Annotated in this window: 21 protein-coding genes; 12 read left to right on the forward strand and 9 right to left on the reverse strand. The window is 52.6% G+C overall.

Going from position 1 to position 25,651, the window contains the following annotated elements; genetic code table 11:
- Window positions 1–38: 38 nt before the first annotated feature.
- The 7 genes from BMW46_RS03760 to BMW46_RS03790 all read right to left on the reverse strand — a co-directional run bounded on the left by BMW46_RS03760 (window position 39) and on the right by BMW46_RS03790 (window position 7,975).
- Window positions 39–980 carry a hypothetical protein gene (locus tag BMW46_RS03760; protein ID WP_143121397.1) on the reverse strand — a complete coding sequence of 314 codons (942 nt, stop codon included), beginning with the start codon at window positions 978–980 and terminating at the stop codon, window positions 39–41.
- A 194-nt stretch (window positions 981–1,174) separates the two neighbouring features.
- On the reverse strand, window positions 1,175–2,371 hold the full coding sequence (locus tag BMW46_RS03765) for a septal ring lytic transglycosylase RlpA family protein (RefSeq protein ID WP_074704926.1): 1,197 nt from the start codon (window positions 2,369–2,371) through the stop codon (window positions 1,175–1,177).
- Window positions 2,372–2,376: 5 nt separating this feature from the next.
- On the reverse strand, window positions 2,377–3,477 hold the full coding sequence (gene rodA, locus BMW46_RS03770; protein ID WP_074704928.1) for a rod shape-determining protein RodA: 1,101 nt from the start codon (window positions 3,475–3,477) through the stop codon (window positions 2,377–2,379).
- Entirely contained in the window at window positions 3,470–5,410 is a 1,941-nt protein-coding gene (mrdA, locus tag BMW46_RS03775; protein ID WP_074704931.1) for a penicillin-binding protein 2, read from the reverse strand. Before mrdA ends, rodA begins: the two co-directional genes overlap by 8 nt.
- Complete coding sequence (gene mreD / locus BMW46_RS03780; RefSeq protein ID WP_074705649.1) at window positions 5,407–5,892, reverse strand: rod shape-determining protein MreD; 486 nt, start codon at window positions 5,890–5,892, stop codon at window positions 5,407–5,409. The genes mrdA and mreD overlap by 4 nt, the downstream gene beginning before the upstream one ends.
- Before the next feature lie 32 nt (window positions 5,893–5,924).
- Entirely contained in the window at window positions 5,925–6,821 is an 897-nt protein-coding gene (gene mreC, locus BMW46_RS03785; protein WP_074704934.1) for a rod shape-determining protein MreC, read from the reverse strand.
- Window positions 6,822–6,916: 95 nt separating this feature from the next.
- Window positions 6,917–7,975 carry a rod shape-determining protein gene (locus tag BMW46_RS03790; RefSeq protein ID WP_074704936.1) on the reverse strand — a complete coding sequence of 353 codons (1,059 nt, stop codon included), beginning with the start codon at window positions 7,973–7,975 and terminating at the stop codon, window positions 6,917–6,919.
- 113 nt (window positions 7,976–8,088) lie between these two features.
- Between BMW46_RS03790 and gatC the strand changes: the two genes are divergently transcribed.
- The 7 genes from gatC (at window position 8,089) to BMW46_RS03820 (ending at window position 14,075) form a co-directional block, all read left to right on the forward strand.
- Window positions 8,089–8,376, forward strand: a complete 288-nt coding sequence (gene gatC / locus BMW46_RS03795; protein WP_074704939.1) for an Asp-tRNA(Asn)/Glu-tRNA(Gln) amidotransferase subunit GatC — start codon at window positions 8,089–8,091, stop codon at window positions 8,374–8,376.
- 106 nt (window positions 8,377–8,482) lie between these two features.
- Window positions 8,483–9,934: an Asp-tRNA(Asn)/Glu-tRNA(Gln) amidotransferase subunit GatA gene (gatA, locus tag BMW46_RS03800; RefSeq protein WP_074705650.1), complete on the forward strand. Its 1,452-nt coding sequence runs from the start codon at window positions 8,483–8,485 to the stop codon at window positions 9,932–9,934.
- An 88-nt stretch (window positions 9,935–10,022) separates the two neighbouring features.
- Entirely contained in the window at window positions 10,023–11,513 is a 1,491-nt protein-coding gene (gatB, locus tag BMW46_RS03805; RefSeq protein ID WP_074704941.1) for an Asp-tRNA(Asn)/Glu-tRNA(Gln) amidotransferase subunit GatB, read from the forward strand.
- A gap of 876 nt (window positions 11,514–12,389) precedes the next feature.
- Entirely contained in the window at window positions 12,390–12,710 is a 321-nt protein-coding gene (locus tag BMW46_RS03810; protein ID WP_074705653.1) for a hypothetical protein, read from the forward strand.
- 322 nt (window positions 12,711–13,032) lie between these two features.
- Window positions 13,033–13,194: a hypothetical protein gene (locus BMW46_RS15305; RefSeq protein WP_177171030.1), complete on the forward strand. Its 162-nt coding sequence runs from the start codon at window positions 13,033–13,035 to the stop codon at window positions 13,192–13,194.
- Window positions 13,195–13,429: 235 nt separating this feature from the next.
- Window positions 13,430–13,819, forward strand: a complete 390-nt coding sequence (locus BMW46_RS03815; RefSeq protein ID WP_081355663.1) for a hypothetical protein — start codon at window positions 13,430–13,432, stop codon at window positions 13,817–13,819.
- Complete coding sequence (locus tag BMW46_RS03820; protein WP_074704944.1) at window positions 13,803–14,075, forward strand: type II toxin-antitoxin system RelE family toxin; 273 nt, start codon at window positions 13,803–13,805, stop codon at window positions 14,073–14,075. The genes BMW46_RS03815 and BMW46_RS03820 overlap by 17 nt, the downstream gene beginning before the upstream one ends.
- A 13-nt stretch (window positions 14,076–14,088) precedes the next feature.
- Here the strand turns inward: BMW46_RS03820 and msrA are convergent, their stop codons facing one another.
- Both msrA and BMW46_RS03830 read right to left on the reverse strand, forming a co-directional pair.
- Window positions 14,089–15,426 carry a peptide-methionine (S)-S-oxide reductase MsrA gene (gene msrA / locus BMW46_RS03825; protein WP_081355664.1) on the reverse strand — a complete coding sequence of 446 codons (1,338 nt, stop codon included), beginning with the start codon at window positions 15,424–15,426 and terminating at the stop codon, window positions 14,089–14,091.
- Window positions 15,427–15,716: 290 nt separating this feature from the next.
- The gene (locus BMW46_RS03830) at window positions 15,717–18,569 is read right to left on the reverse strand and encodes a bifunctional diguanylate cyclase/phosphodiesterase (protein WP_074704946.1); all 2,853 of its coding nucleotides are present in this window, start codon (window positions 18,567–18,569) and stop codon (window positions 15,717–15,719) included.
- A 554-nt stretch (window positions 18,570–19,123) separates the two neighbouring features.
- Here BMW46_RS03830 and BMW46_RS03835 point away from each other — a divergent pair.
- The 5 genes from BMW46_RS03835 to BMW46_RS03855 all read left to right on the forward strand — a co-directional run bounded on the left by BMW46_RS03835 (window position 19,124) and on the right by BMW46_RS03855 (window position 25,642).
- Window positions 19,124–19,600 carry a chemotaxis protein CheW gene (locus BMW46_RS03835; protein ID WP_074704949.1) on the forward strand — a complete coding sequence of 159 codons (477 nt, stop codon included), beginning with the start codon at window positions 19,124–19,126 and terminating at the stop codon, window positions 19,598–19,600.
- Between the two features lie 3 nt (window positions 19,601–19,603).
- Entirely contained in the window at window positions 19,604–21,109 is a 1,506-nt protein-coding gene (locus tag BMW46_RS03840; protein WP_074704952.1) for a CheR family methyltransferase, read from the forward strand.
- Between the two features lie 97 nt (window positions 21,110–21,206).
- A complete protein-coding gene (locus tag BMW46_RS03845) occupies window positions 21,207–21,737 on the forward strand; it encodes a chemotaxis protein CheW (RefSeq protein WP_074705660.1) in 531 nt (176 codons plus the stop codon).
- Window positions 21,738–21,801: 64 nt separating this feature from the next.
- Window positions 21,802–23,295, forward strand: a complete 1,494-nt coding sequence (locus BMW46_RS03850) for a HAMP domain-containing methyl-accepting chemotaxis protein (protein ID WP_074704955.1) — start codon at window positions 21,802–21,804, stop codon at window positions 23,293–23,295.
- The gene (locus BMW46_RS03855) at window positions 23,288–25,642 is read left to right on the forward strand and encodes a hybrid sensor histidine kinase/response regulator (RefSeq protein ID WP_074704957.1); all 2,355 of its coding nucleotides are present in this window, start codon (window positions 23,288–23,290) and stop codon (window positions 25,640–25,642) included. The genes BMW46_RS03850 and BMW46_RS03855 overlap by 8 nt, the downstream gene beginning before the upstream one ends.
- Window positions 25,643–25,651: the final 9 nt, after the last annotated feature.

Below are 25,651 nucleotides of genomic sequence, written 5' to 3' on the forward strand. Positions count from 1 at the left end.
TATAGTTGCCATCCCCGGCGGCAGTGCATGGCGAACGCTCAGGTTGTCTCACGTGTTTGTTCCAGGAGGGTATAGAGATAGTGTACAGCCTCATCCCCGGTGTGGCTGTACCGAACCTTCGCGTCATAATACAGGGCTATAACAGCGGACACGCTGTCCTGATAGATTTCGAACCCATCCACATCTGCCTCGCGAAAGAAAAATCTTCCATCCATCGCGATGACATCTTCGGCCACCGCGCCGCGCTCTCCCGGATTATCTTTTTCAAATTCCTGCACGAGTTCGTTGTGCATTACAAAGTCATCCGAAACAGTGAAACAACTGTTTTCCTCGATTCCATGGATCAGGCACGACAGCAGCAGGACAAGCCTTCTTCTGTCAAGTCCGGATACTTGCTCCCGGGCTTGCTGGCGAACATAATCATCCGGGTACATCAAACGGTCCACGACCGCGTCGATCATGGCATCTTCCATGGCAAAAAAAGACCACGCATAGCGTGGTACAACAGTAACAATGGTGGTATCTGCCTTCAGCGCCTCGATAATGGATTCAATTTTTTCCTGCTGTTTTTCATCGTCAGTACAAAGCAGCAGGAAATACCTTTCCAGCAGTGCGTCGTAATCTTTCTGCAATTCGCGAATCTGAGCGCCTATTTTTGTTGCCTGATTATCACCTGCTGCCAATTCATCGCTGGAGATCAGGCGCATCCCGATAAACCGGTCCGTACCTCCTGAAAGAAATTCGCTCGAATATCTCATCGCTATGTCCGTTGCGCTCTCACCTGCGCGCCAGAGGTACCAGGTCAGAGGAATATACTTATCGAAGGAGGCGAAGATACGTTCGGCTTTGGCATGAAACCTGCCATATAGATCCTGACAATTTACGTGACAGAAGCCCTGAGTATCCGCAGGCTGCGCCCGTGCATGACTGACTAGTTCTGCAAGAATTGTTGCCGGCGTAACCTGATCCCTGATCTGCATTTTGTCCGCCCTCATAACCGTGAATAGGAATTGCCCGAGCAAAACACCCGCTTACATATCATTCTGCCCCCCTGAAGCGGAAAATTAAAGCGGAAAGTTCAAATCGGGAACCCTTCTGCCGCTGCTGGACTGCCAGCAACCGCCGGACAGGGAGCAGGTTTTGTGTCGCTTCGCAATGAAGAGGGCGTGCGGCCCTAGCGTGTCAGCAGCACCGGCCTGATTGACAGCGCCTCGGCGATTTTGTCCGCAGCCTTTCTGGCCAGGGCGCGGTCAGGATAAGGACCTGCATGGACCTTGAACAGACCATCCTTTGCAATGATATCCAGGCTGGTCATCAGCGATGGTAATTCATTTCGCATGCGGACGACAAAATTATCTGCATTGTCATACGCATTGAAGGCCCCCAACTGCAGGTAGATCCCCGCAGGAACGGCAGCAGGTGTTTCGGGAGATGGAGCAGGGGCGCCATCGCCGGTAGGGCTGGCGCCGGGCATATCGGCTACTGCCGGGGCAAAGGCAGTCTGGAACAGACCCGGCTGCGCTTCAGTGGAGTCCGGCTCGGTAGTGGTAGTGACCGCCACCGATTGGTCGGCTATGGCTCCTGCCTGCCCATTTGGGGTAGCGGGAGAGCCGGAGAGAGACCTGGAGGTGCCGGATGTTGAACCTGGACGCTGGGCAGGGGCAGCCGCGGCAAGCCGCGTGAAACTACCCGTTCCGGGCACAATGGATTCCACTTCGACCAGGCTGCTGCCCCCACCCAGTACATCCAGTTTATATGCGGCCGTATAGGAAAGATCAATAAGGCGACTGGAAAGGAAAGGCCCTCTGTCATTGACACGGACCACCACGGATTTCCCGCTCGCCACGCTTGTCACGCGTACGTAGCTCGGAATAGGGAGGGTGGGATGTGCGGCCGTCATGGCATACATATCGTAAATCTCCCCCGATGCGGTCTTCTGCCCGTGATAGCGGCGCCCATACCAGGATGCCATTCCCCGCGTTTTATAGCGGTCGTGACGCGTCATCGGTTTATACCGTTTTCCGAGGGCTGAATAAGGCCGCATGGTGGAGGCGCGCAAGGGTTCTTCCCGGGGAACGGCATCAGGGATCAGATGGAGATCGGCAGGTGGATTGTCGCCGGGACCATCATCCAGGTAATAACCGCCTCCTTTTTTCTTGCCTCCTAACAGAGTGGAGACCGATGAAGGCTTCGCATTCTTCTCCTCGCTTTTCTCCAGCTTGAAAAAGGTGCCGCACCCGCTAAGGAAAACGGGGATGGTCAGGGCAACCATCCAGGCGGCGCATCGCCCGGCAATCGACTGGGCTGTTGACTGCGTCGTTGGTTGCGCAGTTGACTGCAAGAGGGGTAGGCAGGCAGGATGTGTATCCATAAGTATCACGTCTTAACAAGCTTCGGATGAGTCTGGATACTCATCAAAATACCAAATCCTAGCAACATTGTCACCATTGATGTGCCGCCATAGCTGATCAGGGGCAAAGGCACCCCTACTACGGGCAGAATGCCGATGACCATCCCGATGTTGACGAAGATGTAGGTGAAGAAAGTCAGCGTGATGGAAGCCGCGATGAGGCGGGTAAACTGGGTGGAAGCGTTGGCGGCAATCACCATCCCGCGGGCGATGAGAGCCAGATACAACAGCAGCAGCAGCAAATTGCCGAGCAGACCGAATTCTTCGGAGAATACCGCGAAGATGAAATCAGTGCTTCTCTCCGGGAGGAATGCAAGATGGGTCTGAGTGCCTTGCTGCCAGCCCTTGCCCAGCACGCCCCCGGAGCCGATGGCAATAGTGGATTGAATGGTATGGTAGCCTGCGCCAAGCGCGTCCTGCGTCGGGTCAAGAAGCGTCATGACACGCTTGCGCTGATAATCATGCATCATGGACCAGAGCAGCGGAAGGCTTGCTCCCCCCGCAATCGCCACCGTCGCCATGATGCGCCAGGATAACCCGGAGAAAAACAGGACATAAAAACCGCTCGAGGCAATGAGCAGCGCGGTTCCAAGATCAGGCTGGCGAAGGATCAACAGTACCGGAGCCAGCAGCAGCAGGGTGGCTACGCCGTAATCCCGCAGCCGCAAGGTTGTCTCGTGCTTGTCGAAGTACCAGGCCATCATCAGCGGCACGGCAATCTTCATCAGTTCGGAAGGCTGGATGCGGGTTACACCCAGGTTCAGCCAGCGCCTCGCGCCATTGTTGACCTCTCCGAACAGCGCGACGCAGAGCAGCAGGAAAAGGCCCGCCGCGTATAACGGTAAGGCGATCCGCATGATATGCTCCAACGGAATGTTGGCGACCAGCCACATCACGCTGAGCGCGACCAGCATATTGATCGCCTGACTCGTGACGCGCGCGCTATTGGCATCCGTTGCGCTGAAAAGCGTGATAAGTCCAGTTGCCATGAGCAGGAGAATTCCACAAAGCAGAAGACCATCGATGTAGCGCGTAAAGTAGTGCCCTGCGTGCGGGAGTCTAGCCATGCCCGTCCTCCCGGTTCTGCTGGTGCTCTTCATCCTCCTCTTCGTCCACCTGATCGACAGGCTGTGCAGCTGCTTCTTTAGGCAGTTTGCCCAGCAGATAGTAATCCATCACCACGCGGGCAATCGGTGCCGCTGCCGCACCGCCATGCCCGCCATTTTCCACCAGTACGGACAGCGCAATTTTGGGGTTTTCAGCGGGAGCGTAGCTTATAAAAAGTGCATGATCACGATGCCGTTCATCGAGCTTGCTTTCCTCATACTTTTCCCCCTGTTTTACTCCCACCACCTGCGCAGTCCCCGTTTTTCCGGCAAAAGTATAAGCGGCCCCTGCACCGGCGACCGCGGCTGTGCCGCCCGGACGGGTTACATCGACCAGCGCATTATGTACCGCCTTCAAATTGGCAGGATCGAGTTTGAGCCGGTACAGCGGACTTGTGCCGAATTCACGTACGATCCGGTTGTTACTGTCCAGGACCTGCTTGACGAGATGAGGACGGAACGCAGCGCCGTTGCCGGCGAGAACAGCAGTTGCAAATGCCAGTTGCAGCGGCGTGGTCAGATTATAACCCTGGCCAATCCCCACAGAAATCGTATCGCCGGCAAACCAGTTCTGTTTATGTCGTTGCATTTTCCATGCCTGAGAGGGCAGCAGGCCGGCGGCTTCGCCTTCGATATCGATCCCAGTCTTTTTCCCCAGCCCGAACTGACTGGTAAAATTGTAGATATTATCGATCCCGAGGTCATGAGCCAGCGAATAGTAATAAGTGTCGCAGGAGATCACCAGCGATTTGTGCAGGTCCACGAGGCCGTGACCCCCGGCTTTCCAGTCACGAAAACGGTGGGTGCTTCCGGGCAGGCTGAAGTAGCCGGGATCGCTGATTTCGCTTTCCGGCCAACGCTTCTTGAGTTCCAGACCAGCCAGAGCCATGAAGGGTTTGAACGTCGAGCCCGGCGGGTACAAGCCACGCAAAGCACGATTGTTCAGCGGCCGATCTATGGAATTGTTCAGCAATTCCCAATTCTCGGTGTCAATCCCGTCTACAAAAAGATTCGGATCGAACCCCGGTCTGCTCACGAACGCGAGCACGTCTCCCGTTGCCGGTTCTATGGCGACAAGTGCGCCACGCCGGTCGCCAAACGCCTTTTCCGCGACTTCCTGCAATTTGAAATCGAGCGATAGCTTGAGATTCCTGCCCGCAATCGGCGGCGTGCGGGATATGACGCGAATTGCACGGCCGGCTGCATCGGTTTCCATCTCCTCGATTCCGGTGATGCCATGCAATTCTCTCTCGTAGCTCTGTTCGATGCCGATTTTTCCCATGTGCTGGGAACCGCGGTAATTGGCGAGCTCGCTGTCAGCCTCCAGCCGTTCCAGATCCTTGTCATTGATGCGCCCTATGTAACCCACCACGTGAGAGGCGAACTCGCCTTTGGGATACTGGCGGAACGGTCGCGCCTTGATTTCCACTCCCGGAAAGCGATAGCGGTTGGCGGCGAAGCGGGCAACCTCCACGTCCGATAATCGCGTGCGAATAGGCAAGCTTTCGATTCTTCTGTTCTCTTCCATCAATTTCTTGAACCGCTTGCGGTCACGCGCGGAGATCTCCACTACCGTCGTCAGCTCATTGATGAGGCGCTCGAGATTTCCGATCCTGCTCGGAACGATTTCGAGTGTATAGGCAGAATAATTATGAGCGAGCACGACGCCATTGCGGTCAAAAATCAGGCCGCGGTTGGGAACGATCGGCGCAATGGAAATGCGATTGGCTTCCGCCAGCGTGTGATAGTGTTCACGCTGAGAAACCTGCAGGTAAAAGAAGCGTACGAACAGCAGCAGGAAGAGCAGCAGCATGAAGCCGGCGCTTATCGCCAGCCGCAGGCGGAAATTGTGTAACTCACGCGAGTAGCTTCGAAGCTCGATTCTGTGATTCATCTTGCATCGGAAGCAGACCAGGGTTTCTGCGGCACCCTCAATATGGCTGAGAGAAGCGGCCACAGTAACATGCCGACAATGCTGCCAAGAAAGAAGTTCCAGCCGGGGAAAGGGGAACCGGCAAACAGGCCGGCAAGAAGTGTGACGATCTGTCCTGAAAGCAGAACCAGTCCTATCTGGGGAGCTTGTTTATACCCTTCGAAGATACCCATGCGCCGGTTGAAGACCAGTGCCATGAACGCCATTACGCTGTACCCGAGCGCGTGTTGCCCGAAAGTGCTGGCATTGCTGAGATCCATGAGCAGACCCATCCAGAATGCCATGCCGATGCCGACCCGCTGGGGTTCGTTGACATACCAGTAAAGCATCACCAACGCGACAAAATCGGGCTGCAGCGTCCGAACGGTGCCGGTCAGCGGTATGAGATTCAGGAGGAGCGCCACGATCAGGCTGAGCATGATGAACCAGCCTTTGGCTGGCATCAGAATTTCGTGTCTGGATGAATTAGCGAGCGTCACTGTCTTCTCGCTTCCTGGGGGCGGGGCTTCATTTTGGTCGCTTCTGCCGGTGTTCCGGCACGAGGCGCCCGCGCGGAAAGGATTAACAGTTGCCGATTCTGATTCACACCGGAAGCAGGCGTGCAGGTGATGCGCGCAAAGATATAGTTGGGATTACGCTCGATCTGGGATACTGCAGCAACGGGAAGCCCCGGGGGATAGATGCCATCTATCCCGGATGTAACCAGCACGTCCCCTTCCTGAATGTCAGTGTTGATTGCCATATACCTCAACTCCAGCACTCCTTCCCTGCCGGTGCCTGATACGACCGAGCGCAGGCCGTTGCGTACCACCTGCACGGGAACGGAATGGTCCCTGTCCGTGAGGAGAGTCACTTCCGAGGCCAGCGGATAATTGCGGGTAACCTGTCCCACCACGCCAATATCATCCACGACGACCTGGCCCGACTCGACTCCGGCCATGCTGCCCTTGTCAAGCAATACCTTGCGATTGAACGGATCATGCGGCACGCGCAGGATTTCCGCCACTGTTGCCTTGTTTTCAATACGTTGCGTCGCATTCAGGAGCTTGCGCAGTTGGGTATTCTCGGCTTCCAGCGCACGCAGCCGGAGGAGCTGGCCTTTGTCAACGAGATGCTGCTGCTTGAGACGTGCATTTTCCTCCGCTATCTCGCCATGCTGGAAGAGTTCGCTTGTGGCATCGTACATTGACATGGGCACATGAGCCAGTTTCTGCAGCGGATAAACTATCATGGAGAAAATTTCCCGCACGCCGCCGAGATATTTGGATCGGCTATCCAGTGCCATCAGAAGCAATGACAGCATGACAAAAAAAGCCGTCCGAGCCAGTAAACTGGGACTGTGCCTGAAAAACCGGGGGGAGATTTCTATCATGTGCGAAGTTTTATGTTCCCGATTTTCAGGTACTGGAAGGTATGGTGCATTGAAGGCGGTAGTGAAAGCTGGCAGTAGCGCAGTTATAAAGGTTATCAGTCACTGGCGAATATGCCAACCAGTTGATCCATGTTTTCCAGTGCAATCCCTGATCCACGCACGACGGCAGTAAGAGGGTCTTCTGCAATGATGACGGAAAGTCCGGTTTCCTCCATAAGCAGCCGGTCGATGTCGCGAAGCAGCGCGCCTCCGCCCGTGAGCACCAGGCCTTTTTCGGCAATATCGGCTCCGAGTTCAGGCGCGGTATGCTCCAGTGCGGATTTGACAGCGCTTACAATGTTGTTCAACGGCTCGGTCAGCGCTTCAAGCACTTCATTGCTCGAAATGGTAAAGCTGCGTGGAATACCTTCCGCCAGGTTACGGCCCTTGACTTCCAGTTCGCGTACTTCCGATCCCGGAAATGCGGAGCCGATGTCCTTTTTGATCAATTCGGCGGTTACTTCTCCGATCAGCATCCCGTAATTGCGGCGTATGTAGTTGATGATGGCCTCGTCAAACTTGTCTCCTCCGACGCGTACCGAGTTCGAGTAAACGACGCCGCCCAACGAGATCACACCGACTTCGGTCGTGCCTCCGCCTATATCGACCACCATGGAGCCGGTGGCTTCCTCGACCGGCAGATTGGCGCCGATGGCAGCTGCCATCGGTTCCTCGATCAATTCCACTTTACGGGCGCCCGCGCCATAAGCCGCTTCGCGAATGGCGCGGCGTTCGACCTGGGTCGAACCGCAGGGTACGCAGATGACAATCCGCGGGTTGGCGGAAAACAGCCTCGGAGGGTTTACCTTTCTGATGAAGTGCTTCAGCATCTGTTCCGTAACGGTGAAATCCGCAATGACGCCATCTTTCATTGGCCGGATAGCCGAGATGTTGCCCGGCGTACGCCCGAGCATCTGCTTGGCAGCCAGCCCTACTTGCTGGATGATTTTCTTGCCGTTGGGACCCCCATCCTGGCGTATCGCTACCACTGAGGGTTCATTGAGGACAATGCCTTGACCGCGCACGTAGATCAGAGTGTTCGCCGTTCCCAGATCTATCGCCATGTCGGTCGAAAAGTAACCCTTCAATACACTGTTATTTAAAAAATTAAGCATGATTTACGGAGTCCGTCGCGGAGGATAGTGATTAAAAAGCAGGTGAAAAGAATCGGGCTATGATACTCTATTAGCTATTTGAATATAAGGGTTATAAAGGATTTAGGCCGGAAATGTCTCTGTCTCTGGATGATGTAAAACGTGTTGCAAATCTGGCGCGCCTCGAGATCAGCGAAGATGAGGCGCGCAAGGCATTGATCCAGTTATCAGGCATATTTGATCTCATCGAGCAGATGCAGGCAGTGGATACATCGGCGATAACCCCGATGTCGCATGCGCAGGATGTAATGCAGCGTCTGCGAACAGATGCCGTCACGGAAATCGATCAGCGTGAGCTGTTCCAGTCGGTAGCTCCCCAGGTAGAAGCAGGGCTTTATCTGGTGCCTAAAGTCATCGAGTAACCCCACGCAGGCTCCCTGCGTGACCGCTCCCCTGTAATTTCTATTCTCCTTCCAGGAGCCTTTTCACGTTTTGCTTCATTTTGCTTCATCCAGCGAAAACCAGCCCATGTTGAACGCCAGCCTCAAGCAACTTTCCGCGATGCTTGCCGCAAGGAAAATTTCCAGCGTTGAGTTGACCAGTGAATTTCTCAAGCGTTCCCGAGCGCTTAATCCCGAATACAACGCCTTCATCACTCTCGATGAAAGGACGAGCCTCGCGCAGGCGCAGGCTGCGGACATCTTGATCGCATCCGGGCGCGGGCAACCCCTGACCGGTATTCCCATTGCACAAAAGGATATCTTCTGTACCAAGGGCTGGCTCACTACCTGCGGATCGAAAATGCTGTCGAATTTCATCTCGCCCTATGACGCCCACGTGATCGGGCGCTTCAATGCCGTGGCCGCAGTCAATATTGGTAAAACCAATATGGACGAATTCGCCATGGGTTCCAGCAATGAAACCTCCTTTTACGGGCCGGTAAAAAATCCCTGGGATACCGCAGCCGTGCCAGGGGGAAGCTCCGGCGGTTCCGCCTGCGCGGTGGCAGCACGCATGGCGCCTGCCGCGACCGGGACGGACACGGGTGGGTCAATCCGGCAACCGGCGGCGTTATGCGGCATTTCGGGCCTCAAGCCGACATACGGGCTGGTATCGCGCTACGGCATGATCGCCTTCGCATCCAGCCTCGATCAGGGTGGGCCGATGGCTAAATCAGCGGAAGACCTGGCACTGATGCTCAACGTCATGGCAGGGTTCGATGCCCGCGATTCAACCAGTCTCGAGCGCCAACCGGAAGATTACACGCGCGACTTGGAAAAGCCGCTCGACGGTCTGTGCATTGGCCTGCCAAAGGAGTATTTCGTCAAGGAAATAGACGAGGATGTGGCGCGCGCGGTAGAAGCCGCCATCGGCCAGTATCGCAAGCTGGGAGCCGAAACGGTGGAGGTGTCGCTGCCCAATACGAAGCTTTCGGTTCCGGTTTATTACGTGCTTGCTCCCGCCGAAGCTTCGAGCAACCTGTCGCGCTTTGATGGCGTACGCTACGGCTATCGTGCTCCCGATTACGTGGATCTCAACGACATGTATCGGAAAACCCGTGCGCAGGGCTTTGGTTCAGAGGTGAAACGCCGCATCCTGATCGGCACTTATGTGCTGTCGCATGGGTATTATGACGCATACTACATCCAGGCGCAGAAGCTGCGCCGCCTGATGGCCCAGGATTTCGCCGAGGCATTCAAGCAATGCGACGTCATCATGGGGCCGACTTCTCCTACGGTTGCATTCGACCTCGGAGAGAGAAGCAGCGCCCCGGTTCAGATGTACTTATCCGATGCCTACACCATTGCAGTCAACCTCGCGGGTTTGCCCGCCATGTCCATTCCGGTTGGTTTCGGTCATAAAAACAGACCGGTTGGATTGCACATCATCGGCAATTATTTTGCCGAGGCACAAATGTTGAACGTGGCCCATCAATATCAGCTTGAATCGGATTGGCACACACGGATGCCAAAGGAGTAGGAGAGTAGTGGTCAGTTGTGGCGAGCGGCTCAGGTCAAGCCGCTACTCGCCCCTCATAAAGCATCCGTATCAGAAAAAGGTATTCTAAATGCAATGGGAAACCGTTATCGGTCTTGAGGTTCATGCCCAGCTCTCGACCGAGTCCAAAATATTCTCCGGCGCTTCGACTGCTTTTGGCGCCGCGCCCAACGCCGAAGCCTGCGCTGTCGATCTCGCACTGCCCGGTGTGCTGCCGGTATTGAACCGTGGCGCGGTGGAGCGTGCAATCAGGTTTGGCCTGGCAGTGGGAGCAAAAATCAATTCGCCTTCCATTTTTGCCCGCAAGAATTATTTTTACCCAGACCTGCCCAAAGGTTATCAGATCAGCCAATACGAATTGCCGGTGGTCGAGGGGGGACACATCCAGCTTCAGATCGTCCAGGATGGAAAAGAGCAGGAAAAAACCGTGCGTCTCGTGCGGGCACATCTGGAGGAGGATGCCGGCAAGTCGCTGCACGAGGATTTTCACGGCATGAGCGGCATCGATCTCAATCGCGCCGGCACACCTCTGCTTGAGATCGTTTCCGAACCGGACATGCGCAGCAGCGCCGAAGCCGTGGCGTATGCAAAGACACTGCATACGCTCGTCCGCTGGATCGGCATCTGCGATGGCAACATGCAGGAGGGTTCCTTTCGCTGTGATGCCAACGTGTCTGTGCGTCTCCGGGGGTCGGACAAGCTCGGTACCCGCTGTGAAATAAAGAACCTCAACTCGTTTCGTTTTCTCGAGAAAGCGATCGATTACGAGGCAAGACGGCAGATCGAAATCCTCGAAGACGGGGGAACTATACAGCAACAGACGCGCCTCTTTGATCCGGAAAAGGGTGAAACACGTGCGATGCGAAGCAAGGAAGACGCGCAGGATTACCGCTATTTTCCCGATCCGGATCTGCTGCCGCTCGAGATATCCGGGAACTGGATCGAGGAAGTGAAGAAAGGGCTGCCTGAACTGCCGCAGCAAATGCGAACGCGACTCGAGCATGACTATGGGCTTTCCATGTACGACGCGCTCTTGCTCACCGGAGACCGTGACATCTCGGAATATTATGAGGCAGTCGTAGGAAAACTTCCTTCCGACCCTAAACTGTGCGCAAACTGGGTAATGGGAGAGGTATCGGCTTATCTCAATAATGAAGGAAAGCCGTTCGATGTCTGTCCGTTATCTCCTGCACAGCTTGCGCAACTTCTTCTGCGCATCAAGGATGGAACCATCTCTGGAAAGATCGCCAAGGATGTGTTCAGACAGATGTGGGCGCAGGCAGGTGCGGCGAGCATCTCATGGAAGAATCGCGAGGGAGTTGATGAGGCCCTTGGAGACCGGATTATCGATTCACAGGGACTAAGACAAATATCCGATTCAAGCGCATTGGAGAATCTGGTATATGAAGTACTGGCCGCCAACCCGAAATCGGTAGAGGAATTCAAGGCAGGCAAGGAAAAGGCCTTCAACGCCCTGGTGGGCCAGGTGATGAAGGCCGCCAGAGGCAAGGCGAATCCAGCGCAGGTGAATGAGATATTGAGGAAGAAGCTGACGGAATAGGTCAATGACCGGACGGGATGAACCGGGAACGAGCGGGAATGCTTTATCTTTGTCCTGATAGAAGCCCTTGCCCCAATCCCATAGTCTCCATGGAAAAAGGATATACAACATGGAATCTGGAACCGGGCTTGAGGCATTGCCCTGCCTCGATGACTACAAGCAGCGGTTATAAGCGATTACGGCATCTGGGTCAGCAAGGCGTCAATAGAACAAGGATAGCAGGTAGCAAGCCGGTTTTGCCAATATAGTATTTGTCCCACCCCGAAGTTGAAGTTGCGAAGTTGAACTATTCCGCTTGTCCTGTTTTCTACAAGTATCATGTCATAGAGGAGAGGAAGGCGAGACATGTGCATTAACGGTTTTCCCTGCTGCCTGCTATTGCCGTATTACCATACCATTACGCAGCGACCGTCACTCTAGCGAACATCGTTCGCCGTCTCAAGCTTCGTCAGCCATTCTTTCCGAATCTCGGAAGAAATTCTTTGAAGGGAACCTGGCTGATCAATAAGTGTCCTACACAGTAGTATCACAAAAAAATAACAAATTCTTAACAATACAGCTATGATAGACGTGTCTTTCACCATAAGGAGAAAGGGCGATGAAAATGGGAAAACTTCTTACCGTTTCCTATTTGATGGGTATGACGGTAGCACTGGTGGCGGCAGCGTTCCTCTGATCTTGAGACCGCTAAGGGGAATGGGTCCTCCTCCTGTAACCCCTGAGTGGTCCAGATTGTAACGGCTGGCGGTACACCCCATTCGCTTTCATAGGGATGGGGTTTTTGTTGTAAAGCCGGCAGCCAATGAGTAGCCGGATGACTACCGTTTGAAGGTTTACCAGCCCATCGCTCTACTTCGCCAGAAGAAAATTTATTTAATGAAACTAGCCGTTATCACTACTGCTGTTGCGATATCGAGTACCGTGATTGCCGCATGGGTACTGGCCGCAGCCCTGCGTCACAGCGTCTTTTTCTACACAGCGGACGGGTATATGTCACCCAGAACTGCTGTACGCGTGGGACTCATGAAAGATGAAGAAGCTTCATTCTCCGGCGGATTGGCGTTCAGAAAGACCGGGGGCGGTGGTTATGATTACCGGGAAGAAATGGCAATTGCCTTCATTGATCAAACAGGCCACACTGATATTGACCTGCTCGCCGTATGCGAACGTCTGGGGGATTGCGAATTACGAAAGTGAATGCGTCTCCTATCTCCTATGAGACGACAGACAGGCTGCTTCAAATCTGATGGACGCCTGATGAATGGATAAGGCTCTGTCCAGCAAGGACTCCCACAGGGTTATTCCTGGATTCAGGGAGTTCCCGTGCTTTACAATAGAAGCATAAACCTTCCTGACTCCCGTTTGGCCTTGGGCTGATCTTCAGGAAATCTTCTTTCAAAACCCTTTACTGGCACTGTACTTGTGACCAGCGCCGCCCACCTCCTCTGTTCACAGAAAAGCAGTCCCAATGTTGCCCACAACACAATAATACCTGAGCTTGACTTACCGAACAGGTGAGATGAGTCGAGCCAAAGCAAGAGTAGAGGCGATGGGTAGAGAGCTGGGAGAAGCCTGGGAAGAAATCAAATTAAAGAAAAGCCGGGACAGGGAGAACAGGGGCGAGGAGCGGGAGGCCTTGAGTCGGGCAGGGCATCAAATACGTTTTCCGCCTACACTCTGATCCCCTGAGCTTTGTCTCTCGGGTTTTCCGGTGATGCACTACACTATCATCAGGATATCAAATACATTATTCAGGAATATGCGCTGCGTTTTTTCAATAAGTAAAAGTAAAAAAATCAGTCAATTTATAAGCTATCCATCGCGCGAACATTCTTAATTTTTTTAATATATATAGCTCCTGAAAATCATGAAATGGGGCCAGGGGAAATCACGATTGCCGGACAAGGAAAGGACAAATGACAGCTCAATATAAAAGGGTGGATAAAATGAAAGAAGAACTCGACGCGTTGCGCAAATATCGGGACACGCTCCCGGCCGTTTTCAAATTCAACCGCCAGGACGCGGCGACACGAAATGGAGAAGACCGCATGAGTACCCGGCCTGAATCCGAAGCAATCAACGAGATCACCGTCCGTCTCGGCCCGGATATCGACGAGCGGCTAACCCGTCTCGTGGAGGAATACGGTCATAACAAGCAATATTATCTGATCGAACTTGCGCGGAACGGCATCGAGGCGCTGGAAGATGCGCTTGAAGCCGACCGGGTAGTCATGCTTTCCCGTCTCAAAGGCGAAAAGATGATTCCGCTTGAGGACATCATGAGGAAGTATGACATACAGGATTAGTTTCAATCCGGCGGGGCAACGGGACCTGGATAAGATGGAGCCCCAAGCGCGCCAGCGCCTTCTGAGATACCTGAGCGAGCGCATCGTATTCCTGGAAGATGCGCGCTGTCTCGGCGAACCCTTGCTTGCTTCTCAATTTTTCGGCTACTGGCGCTACCATGTCGGAGATTACCGAATTACCTGCGACATCCAGGACGAAGAGTTGCACATTCTCGTCGTGAAAGGGGGCAATCGGCGGGTGTGTGGGGTTGGCTAAGTTCCGTTCGGATTCATCGGTCCGCGACGAATTTCAGGACGTTTCCGTTGATGCAATAGCGCTTGTGGCTGGGGGGCGGCCCGTCATGAAATAGATGGCCGAGATGAATGCCCGAGCTTGCGCTCCGTACTTCAATCCGTTTCATGCCGTGAGAGTTGTCTTCGTGCAGAGTAACGGCACCTTCCACCGGTTCAAAGAAACTTGGCCACCCCGTTCCACTTTCAAATTTGGTATTGCTGTAAAAGAGGGTTGCGCCTGTGACAGGGTCGACAAATCTTCCCGGACGCTTTTCATCCAGATTGGACGCGGTAAAAGGAGGCTCGGTACCTTGCTTGAAGGCGATTTTCTGCTGCTCGGGCGACAGCAGTTGAAAACCCAGCCATTTCCAGAAATTGGATTTCTCGCCGTTGTATCCCGTGTAGCGAGCAACCTCCTTACCGTTCTTGAACAGCACGATGGTGGGGGCCGCGAACAAGGGTTTTTCCAGAGTCCAACCGCTGGGCGGATTCGAGTTCAACGTCCTGGCAATCGGCACTTCCGCTTGCCAATGGCTCATTATGTCTTTTTCGAAGCGTTCGCAAAATTCGCAATGCTCGGCCTCGAACGCCACCAACTGCCGGGCAGGATTCAGATCGTCGCTCCTCAGGGCCTCCAAGCCCATTTTGGATGGTATCGAGGCCACAGAAGTGCCGGAAGAGATGGAAGACGTATGCGTTTGCGCAACTTTCCTGACTGACCCGGGGTATTTCACTCCGATACCACCCAAGCCGCAATACCCATCGGGATTCTTTTTCAGATAGTTCTGGTGATATTCCTCAGCGGTGATGTAATTCTTGAGTGGCAGGATCTCAGTAGTGATTCTGCCGTAACCCGCAGCATCGAGTGCTTTTTGATAAGCAGTCCGGGTTGCCAGTCCCACAGCTTTCTGGTTCGCGTCATGGTAATAGATGGCACTTCGATAATTACTGCCGATATCGTTCCCCTGGCGATTGCCCTGAGTGGGGTCATGGCTCTCCCAGAATTTGGCCAGCACTGTTTCCAGCGTTACCTTGTCTGGATCGAAAACCACCTTGACCACTTCCGCATGATTGCGCACTGTAGTTTTACCGGTACGAAGCGCTCTTTCATGATTCAAAATGTCCTGATAACCAGCGCCGGGAAGGTCACCCCCTGCATACCCGCTTTCCACATCGACGACCCCGGGAATTTCTCCCATGCGCTTCTCCGCACCCCAGAAGCAGCCCATCCCTAGAACGACGTAATCCGTTGTCTGCCCAGGTGTGATTTTCTCCACTGCATATGCACCCATAATAATGCCCAAGGCCGCTGCCATAGCTACAACCCTTTTCATTTCAAGATGCCCCTATATAAATCCTGGTCACGAGATCTCGATCTCGTTTTTTGATACTCCAGTGCAATTTGAAATCTGAAATGAAAATAAATTCCCCTGAGTACAACGATCGGGAGAGAGGAGGGGAACGTCTCATGCATTCTTTTCCTTTCCGGGCCTGCGGTGGCTGCCAGAGTATCTCAAGGCGGCAGAAGCTCGGAAGCAATAACAGAGAATTTAATAAGGGGCCCATTTAGGACCTGTAGCGTTGGAACTCTACCCGACTGGGGCACGGTGTTTGAGGGGAAGAGTCAATGACAAAGCGTTATGGGGCGCGGCTCTTCAATCGCATACCCTTGGGCATAGTCAACACCTATCTTTCGCAGCGCCTCAAGAAAAGACTCTTCCTCTACCCATTCCGCTATCGTTTGGATTTTCATTACATGGCCTATATGATTAATCGCCTCAACCATAGCATGGTCAATAGGATCACTGAGCATGCCCTTGATGAATGCTCCATCGATTTTTAAATAGTCTACAAGCAAGTGCTTGAGGTAAGTAAAGGAGGACATTCCGCTGCCAAAATCGTCAAGGGAGAAGCGACAGCCGAGTTCCTTTAGCTTGCGGATCAATGCGGCAGCCTGAGTAAGGTTTGCGATTGCCACAGTTTCCGTAATCTCGAAACAGATCCCGGCAGGATCAACCTGAGATTGCTTCAATTGGTCCACCACGAAATCGTATAAATGCTCATCGCAAATAGATGCGCCTGAGAGATTGATAGTGCAGGTGTCTTTTGTGCCTTGTGAGCGATATGAAGCGTATTGGGCAAAGGCATTGGTGATTACCCATCTGTCGAGTTGAGGCATGAGGCCGTAGCGCTCCGCCGCGGGGATGAAGGCCATGGGAGGTACTAGCTCGCCATTTTCTCCTTTCATTCGCAGCAGTATCTCGTAGTGGTTAGCGCTTGAAGGTGCGGAAAGGGGCAATATTTTCTGTGAATACAGTACGAACCGCTGCTTGTCGAGAGCTTTGTGCAGGCGCTCCACCCATCCCATCTCGCCACGGCGTTTCTCGAGGTTCTTGTCATCGGAAGCATAGAGTTGAACACGGTTACGCCCCTTATCCTTGGCAAGAAAGCAAGCCGTGTCTGCCATACGTAAAACGTCCGAGAAAGTTTGCTCGCCACTGGAGAAAGTAGCCAGCCCGATGCTTATCCCAAGCGAGAACACCCGCTCTTCCCAGACGAAACGGAACTCCTGCACGGTTTGCCGCAGCACTTCAGCCACGCGAAATGCCGATCCCCTTGGACATCTTTCAAGCAATAAGCCGAATTCATCTCCTCCCAGGCGCGCCAAAGTATCATCCTTTCGCAACTTTGCTTGCAGGAGGCTGGTGAGTTGTTTCAGCAACTCATCCCCTGCAAGGTGACCACAAGTGTCGTTTACGATCTTGAATTGATCGAGATCAAGATAAAGCAAAGTATGCTCGTCAGCTCCTTTATCGTGCTCCAGGACCTGTTTCAGACGCCGCTCGAATTCATGCCTGTTGATCAGCCCCGTCAAGGCGTCATGCGTCGCCTGATAGCGCATTTCCATCGCCATCTTCTGTGCATGGCTGACATCGCGGAATACCAGCACGACACCGATAATTGAACCATTTTGGTCTCGAATGGGCGCGGCCGAGTCTTCGATCGGAAAGGTTTGACCGTCTCGCCGTATGAGCAGCGCATGTGAATTAAGACTTACGGTCTCCTTATTCCTTAAAACCCTTTCGGCTGGACTAGATGCCAGCTCGTTGGTTTCTGCATGGATGATTTGAAATACGTCTTGAAGAGGCAAACCCTTTGCGTCATCGGAACTACACCCAGCCATGGCTTCCGCGACCGGATTCAGATAGGTAACGCTTCCTTCGGTATCCGTTGTGATAACGGCGTCACCAATACAGCTCAAGGTAACGCGCAGGAGTTCCTTTTCTTCAAAAAGCGCCTTTTCCGCTATTTCACGCTCAGTGAGATCCCGTCTGAGTTGAGTTTGGATTTCCTTAGTACGCTTGCGCTCGGTGATATCGCGGATGGCACTGGATACCAGGATTCCTTCTTCGGTTTCAATGGGACTAAGACTGATTTCAACAGGAAATTCAGTGCCATCGCGGCGGAGGCCGTAGAGCTCGAGTCCGATGCCCATTGGACGCGTGCGGGGTGCACGGAAAAAATCTTCCCGAAACCCGGGATGTTTTGAGCGGTAACGGGGTGGAATAAGCATCTCCATCTTTTTACCGAGCAACTGTTCTCGCTGGTAGTCAAACAATTTTTCGGTTTGGGAATTCACCAGCACGATTTCGCCATTGCGATTCACAATGACGATCGCATCGGGTGCCGCTTCCAGCAGTCCGCGAAATTTCTGCTCGGCTTTTTTTCGATCGCTGATATCGCGGATTGCACTTATGCTAAACCTGCCTTCATCCGTTTCAATGGGACTCAAGCTGATTTCCACTGGAAATTCGGGGCCGTCCTTGCGAAACCCGTATAGCTCCCAGTCGGCGGCGACCATTCGGATATGCGGATGGGTAAAGTAAGCTGTGCGTTCTCCCGAATGGAGGCCGCGCTTGCGAGGGGGCAGCAGCATTTCCACGGGCTGGCCGCGAAGTTCGTCTGCGCTATATCCGAACAGTTTCTCCGTTTGCGTGTTGATCAGGACTATCCGTCCTGTCGAGTTCACTATGACTATTCCATCTGGTATTGAATCGAGCAAATTGCCGAATTTGGTATTGATCAACTTGGCATCGCGCAACGCTTTGATATGCGTGATATCTGTACTTGTAATCAGGACGTAGCCGTCCTGGCGCTGATCCTGCGACAGGACTTTGAATGACATGTTTACATAGACCAGCAAGCCGTCTTTTTTGCGACATAAGATCTCATCCACTGAAGCCCTTGCCTCGTGCGTATTTCTCAGGCTCTGGTTGATCTTGGATCGATGATCAGGAGCACCGACGAGTTCAGTAAGCCTCCTTTGCAAGGCTTCCGCCACCGTATGGCCAAATATCGATTGCGCGCCCTTGTTCCAATAAACGACAACGCCCTCGGCAGTGGTAACAATTGCGCCGCCGGGCATTTCATCAAGAACAAGTTTGCCAAAATCTGTTGCTATTACCTTCGGTTCCATTCAGATTTACGAAAAATAGGAAAGACTTTAAAAGGGAGAAGTCAATAGCTGCAAAAGATTATAGATGGCACGGAAATGGCTATTGTGCTGTTAATCATTCGCTGGCTTTCTATGCCAGCAGATTGGCTGACACTTACATCATGGCTTTGGCGTTAAAAGAGGTAAAGCTATTTGTACCTGTAAGATTTTACAGGTGCAAAAGTACTCATTCTGTAGTCTCATATGTTTATTAACTCACCGGAATACAGCAAGTATTTCTTTAAAAAAGCTGGCAGTGATAACTAGACATGCTGTTTCCAGCAATGCAGAGCCGATAGTGAAAGCGGAATAATTCAATGTAACCTGGTTTTCGAGTTTTCTCGGCTTGTCACCCAGGTACCCGCGATAGAAGGGCGGGCAATACCGAAAATTCAACTAACTCTTAGTGCGGGCTATGACTGCCCAGAAGAGCTAACCTGGTCTTGTCTGTCTTGGCATCTTATTCCTTTACTCCCACTCGGTGAGAAGATGGTGCTCGCTGAGGCGCTCCATCACTATAACAATTTATATCAATCATGAAGTTTGATACCACAGTAAGGGCCGGAAATCATTATTTGATTTTTTTCCTGGATGATCAGCGCTACTCCTTGCATTTGCCTGCGGTGGAGAGTGTCGCACGCATGGTTTATATAACACCGCTACCCGGAGCGCCGGAAATTGTGCTCGGTGTAGTTAATCTTCGCGGCAAAGTTGTCCCTATCGTGAACATCCGGCAACGGTTTGATCTCCCAAAGCGCGAAATTTTGCTGACTGACTGGCTGATTTTCGCTCATACGACGACCCGTCTTGTGGGGCTGGCGGTAAATTCAGTGATGGGAGTTGAGGAATGTCTGGAACAATGTGTGGTTCCAACAGCTGAATTCTTTCCTCCCCTCAAGTACTTAAAGGGAGTCATCAAATTTCAGGATGGATTGATCCTTATCCAGAATCTTGGCGAATTCCTTTCATTAGAAGAAGAAAAGTCCTTGGATTTGGCGCTTAGTACCTCATAGGGCATGCAAATCACCCTTCCTCATATGCTGGTCTCGCAGCTAAGTGATTTAATAGCGATGAAGATGGGCTTGTATTATCCGCAAAAGCGCTGGGGTGACCTCGAGCGCGCAATTGCGGCTGCCGCACCCGAGCTTGACATGCCGGACACCGAAACAGCTGCCCGTCACCTCCTTTCCACTTCCCTGACCCGCAGACAGATCGAAATACTTGCTTGCCACCTTACTGTCGGGGAGACCTACTTCTTCCGGGAGCAGAAATGCCTGGACGTACTTGAACAAAGTATTCTTCCGGAACTGATACGGAAATGCAAAGAAAACAATCGCCAACTGCGGATTTGGAGTGCGGGCTGTTGCACGGGCGAAGAACCCTATTCGATTGCCATACTCCTTGATCGATTGTTCAAGAAGCATGGGGGGGAATGGAATGCGACAATCCTTGCAACAGACATCAATCCGGTATTCCTGGATCGAGCAGCCGAAGGTTTATATAGAGAGTGGGCTTTTCGGGGGACCCCGGGTTGGATTAAAGAGCGTTACTTTAAACGGAAAAAAAACGGCCTATTCGAGATAGTGCCGCATATCCGTAAAAGAGTAACGTTCTCCAATCTAAATCTGGCCGAGGATGTGTATGCATCGCAGGCCAATGGCACCCGCGTCGTGGACATCATCTTCTGTCGAAATGTGCTGATGTATTTCAACCCCCAGGCAGTTAAAAGGATTGGACAGGGCTTTCATCGATCTCTAGTCGACTACGGATGGCTCATTGTGAGTCCCGTGGAAATGTCTAGCGACTCGTTTCCTCAGTTCCGACTTCATACCGTTTCCGGAACCGGCCTCTATCAGAAGATTGACAGTCACGACGTGCATGGAAATGGCAATTACTTCTCCTTTGGTCCGTCATCGGATGCCTTATACGAGGTAACTTCAGCTTCACCCTCCAGTCTGCAGGCCTGGGAAACGGCCCATTCGCTCGAAAGTATGCAACCGCAAATATTGCCGGTGGCATCAAGCTCTTTCACTCAGCTAACAAGCGTGCAAGACGTTGCAAGCCAACCAGCGAATCAAGAGTGGTCCAATACGCTTTATCACGAAGCCCGTCGCTATGCCGATCGAGGCGACCTCACCAAGGCTGTAAAGCAGTGCGAGGAAGCAATTGCCGCTAACAAACTGAACCCTGCGGCTTACTATCTCCTGGCAACGATTCACCAGGAGCTGGGGCAGGCCAAGGAAGCAATGCGGTACCTGATGAATACGCTATATCTTGATCCTGATCTTGTGCTTGCCCATTTTGCTTTGGGTAACCTCTGCCTGACGCAGGGCAAAAGCCGGGAAGCAGAACGTCATTTTGACAATGCACTATCGCTGTTGAATGGATATTCATCCAACGACATTCTCCCGGACTCAGGCGGCCTGACCGCCGGAGATCTCGCTCATTTCATTACCTCTATAAGAATATGTGATTCACTCAATCATCAGGAAATAAAGAGTAGAGCATCACATGACAACTAGAACCTTAGGGTTTCAAAAAAGGAAAGTGGCTTCCAGAAATTCTCTCGAGCTCGAGCAGAACCAGAATTCTCCTCGTGCAACAGTGGAGAGCACTTGGATGCCTTCCAATGAAAAAATTCAGCAGATCTTGCAATTGAGGGCATTGGCCCTGGCTCAGGAGTTACCGGCTCAAGAGGTACGGAATGAAGACATTGAAATCGTGGAATTTATTCTTGGTTGTGAACGTTACGCCCTCGAATCGTGCTATGTCACTCAGGTCGCCGAGGTTGAGGACATCACATCGCTGCCCTGCACCCCTGATTTTATTCGCGGCATTGTTACCCTGCGCGGGGAGATCCTGCCGGTCATTGACCTGAAGAAGTTTTTCGAAGTGCCGGAGAAGGAGTTGCGTGGACGCAACAAAGTTATCGTACTGCAGTCGGGAAAAATGACTTTCAGCATTCTGGTGGACGAAGTCCTTGGAGCCCGGTCTATCCCGGCAACCGACATTCAGTCATCTTTACCCACTCTTATGGGCATTCGTAAGAAATACCTCAAGGGAATAACCTCGGAGCGACTAGTGGTTCTTGATGCGGAAAATCTTCTCATGGATGAGAGCATCGTTGTAGATGAGCAAGTAGCCGAGTAGAGAAGTATCGAAATGGGTGAAGACACTGAATTTAAATGACGAAACGAAGTTTTGAAAGGACAGCATGACCATCAGTGAAAAGATAATTGGAGGGTATTCCGTCATACTGGCGCTTCTTGCACTCTCTACCGCTGTGGCATTCTATGCACTTAGCCAGACACAGGCGGCCTACGATCATTTCCTTCGCGTAGACGAGCGGCTGATGGAAAGTGCGAATGAATTGCGGATTGCGGGGTTTGCGCAACAAACCTACGTTCGGGGTATTCTGCTTTATCCAGACCTGCAGAAGACCAACCAGGTGCTCCTCCAAGACAATGATCGCCAGTTCAAGCAAATCCTCGAAAAAATTCGACAGCTAATGAGTGGAAACAAGGGGGATAGTCTACTCAACGAGCTCGAATCCCTGCACCAGCAATTGGACGGGGCCCAGCAACAAGCCGTCCGGCTCTCGTTTGATCAAAAACCCGAGGAAGCGCTCGCCTTCGTGACTAACACATTCCGCCCGCTCAGCCTTGCATTTATAGATAAGGCCAAGCGTTTCTATGAACAACAATCTGCAATTCTGGAAAGTAGAAAAATTGAAGCCGCGGATAAAGTGAGCTCTTATGCCACTACATTGGTGTCCGTTTCTTTATTTACTGTTTTAGTTGGACTAACAATCGGCATTCGCCTGAGCAGGGCGATTACCCGACAACTCCGGGAGAACATCGTCCAACTTGCGTCGTCTTCAGCAGAGATTCTTTCCACCACTTCCCAGGTTGCCGCTGGCGCAGCCGAAACCGCAGCCGCAGTAAGCGAGACAACCGCCACCGTGGAAGAGGTCAAGCAAACCGCATTGACTACGAGCCAGAAAGCTAAATATGTATCAGACAATGCGCAGAAAGTTTCCAATATCTCCGAGGCTGGACGCAAATCGGTGGGGGAGGTTATTAGTGGAATGAATCGGATCCAGGAGCAGATGGAATCCATAGCTGAGAGCATTATGCAGCTCTCCAAGCAGGGGCATGCCATCGGCGAGATCATTGCCACAGTCAACGACTTGGCTGAACAATCCAATTTGTTGGCCGTAAATGCCGCTATTGAGGCGACGCGGGCTGGGGAACAAGGTAAGAGTTTTGGCGTAGTTGCTCGGGAGATAAGAAGTCTGGCGGATCAATCCAGACAAGCCACTGCCCAGGTGCGAAACATTCTGGGTGATATTCAGAAAGCGACTAATGCTGCGGTACTCGCCACTGAGCAAGGCAATAAAGCGGTGGAGGCGGGGGTCAGGCAATCCACCGAGACGGGTGAAGCAATCCGCCTACTATCCACCAGCATCAGTGAGGCAGCGCAAGCAGCTACCCAAATTGCGGCATCAAGCAAGCAACAAATGGTCGGCATGGACCAGGTGGCGATGGCCATGACTAACATCCAGCAGGCGAGCGAACAGAACGTGGCAGGTACCAGGCAGGCAGAATCAGCGGCACAAGGCTTGTATGAGATGGGGAATAAATTGAGTGTCCTCGTAGGCAGCAAGAAAGACTATTTCGTAAAAGAAGTGGAAAAAGCCCATGCCTGACAAAAGGGATGTACTTCTGCAAAGGCTCCTTGCAATGTTTCGCATCGAGGCAGAGGCCCACCTGAAGGATATATCGTCGGGACTGCTCGCCCTGGAGGGAAAACCTGTAGATACCCCGGCGTTCGATATCATTGAGAACATGTTGCGGTGCGCACACAGTCTCAAAGGTGCAGCACGAGCAGTCAATTTTGCCCAAGTCGAGGAGACCTGCCGTTCTCTGGAAAATGTATTCTCCGCACTGAAAGATAAAAGCCTTGCCGTATCGTCATCGCTCATTGATCGCCTGCTTGGGACGGTCGATGCTCTAGGGACGCTCGTTTCAGGAGAGGGCAGCATGGCTGAGCGGCAAAAGCCGTTGTTGACTACAATAACCCGACAGCTCGATGAAACGCTGAAAAGTCCCATAAAAGAAGGGCGTACGGGCTCCTCCTTATCGCAGGCCGCATCACCTTTATCTTTGCTTCCCCCCGACGAATCATCCGTAGCCCGTGCCGATGTAAGTACACATTTGCGAACCTCTACTTCGAGCCATGCATCTGCAACAATCAGAGTGCCTACCGTAAAACTTGAAAAGGTTCTGCGTCAGGTTGAGGAATTGTTGCTGCCGTGCCTGACAGCGCGACAACGGGCCAAGGAGCTAGGCGAAATCACCGCGACACTTGCCACATGGAAGAAGCAGCGCCTGCAAATCCAGTCGGCGGTCCGCATTATTGATCGCGAGTTGACATCCAGCCTCAAGGATAGCCCCTTCCGGGGGCAACATGGGCTCCCCAAACTGCTCAAATACCTGGATGGGGAGCCGCTTCAAATGAAAGCGCTTGAGGAGCGGCTAGTGAGATTGCAGCGGACTATCGAACAAGACCAACGCGCACTTGCTGGGATGACCGATTGCCTGATTCAGGACGTCAAAGAAATGCAATTACTGCCTTTCTCGACGCTGCTGGATATTCTGCCCCGATTCTCCCGCGAGCTGGCCCGCGAACAGGGCAAGAGCCTGGAGCTGGTGGTCAGTGGCGGCGAGGTGGAAATTGATCGGCATATTTTGGAAGAGATGAAAGACCCTCTGATCCATCTGGTACGTAATTGCATCGACCACGGTATTGAGCAGCCCGCCGCCCGGTTAGCTAAAGGTAAGCCTTCGTCGGGAAGAATCACCTTCGCATGCTCGCAAAGCGATAGCGGTAAGGCTGAGATACGTGTAGCCGATGATGGGGGCGGAATCAATATCGGTAAATTGAAAGCTGCCGCACGCAAGCTTGGCGTAATGTCTGAGGAGGAGATGGAGCAACTGGGTGAGTCGGAATTGCTTGCGCTTATTTTTAGATCTGGTGTAACCACCAGTCCCCTCATCACCGATATCTCTGGACGCGGGCTGGGACTCGCGATTGTACGTGAAAAGGTTGAAGCTTTGGGCGGCAGCATCAAGGTCAAATCAAGTACTGATACCGGAACTGCTTTCCATATCTTACTGCCGTTAACGCTAACAAATACCCGGGGAGTTCTGGTTCATGCCGGAGGACAGCTTTTTGTTATTCCTTCAAGCAGCGTTGAGCGAGTAGTCCGAATCGCCAAAAACGAAATTCAGACAGTGAAAAATCGAGAAACCATTCTGGTAGATGAACAACCTGTTTCTCTGGTCAGGTTAAATGACATACTGGAACTAGCTCGCAATTCGGCAGAAATGGAACCCACGCACTATTTGCGAGGGATCGTTCTCAGTTCAGGCCTTGGTCGTGTTGTATTTCTCGTGGAAGAGGTTCTCGGGGAGCAAGAGGTGGTAATAAAAGCACTCCTCCGGCCATTGAAGCGGGTAAGAAACGTCGCAGGTGTATGCATGCTGGGAACCGGGCGAGTGGTCCCGGTGCTTAACGTACCTGACCTGTTGAAATCGGCTGTGAAAGCATCCTCGGCTACATTCATCTCTACTCAGGACTCATCGGCTGAGAAGCAGGGAACATCAAGCAAGCACTCTATTTTAGTGGTGGACGATTCCATCACTGCTCGGACGCTGCTCAAACATATCCTGGAATCGGCAGGTTATAGTGTGACTACAGCTGTGGATGGAGTGGAGGGTTATACCGCCCTTAAAACGGGCGCCTACAGCCTGGTAGTCTCTGATGTTGAAATGCCGCGAATGGACGGCTTTGCCCTGACAGCCAAGATACGTGCTGACAAGCAGTTGGCGGCGCTGCCGGTGGTATTGGTAACGGCATTGGATTCGCGTGATCACCGGGAGCGAGGCATCGATGTGGGAGCGAATGCATATATCGTGAAGAGCCGCTTTGACCAAAGCAATTTGCTGGAAGCGACGCGACGCCTGATCAGCATCAGCAGCATTAAGGCGTGAATTCCCTCC

This window comes from Nitrosospira multiformis (assembly GCF_900111585.1).
In the GTDB taxonomy this organism is placed as follows: Bacteria; Pseudomonadota; Gammaproteobacteria; order Burkholderiales; family Nitrosomonadaceae; genus Nitrosospira; species Nitrosospira multiformis_B.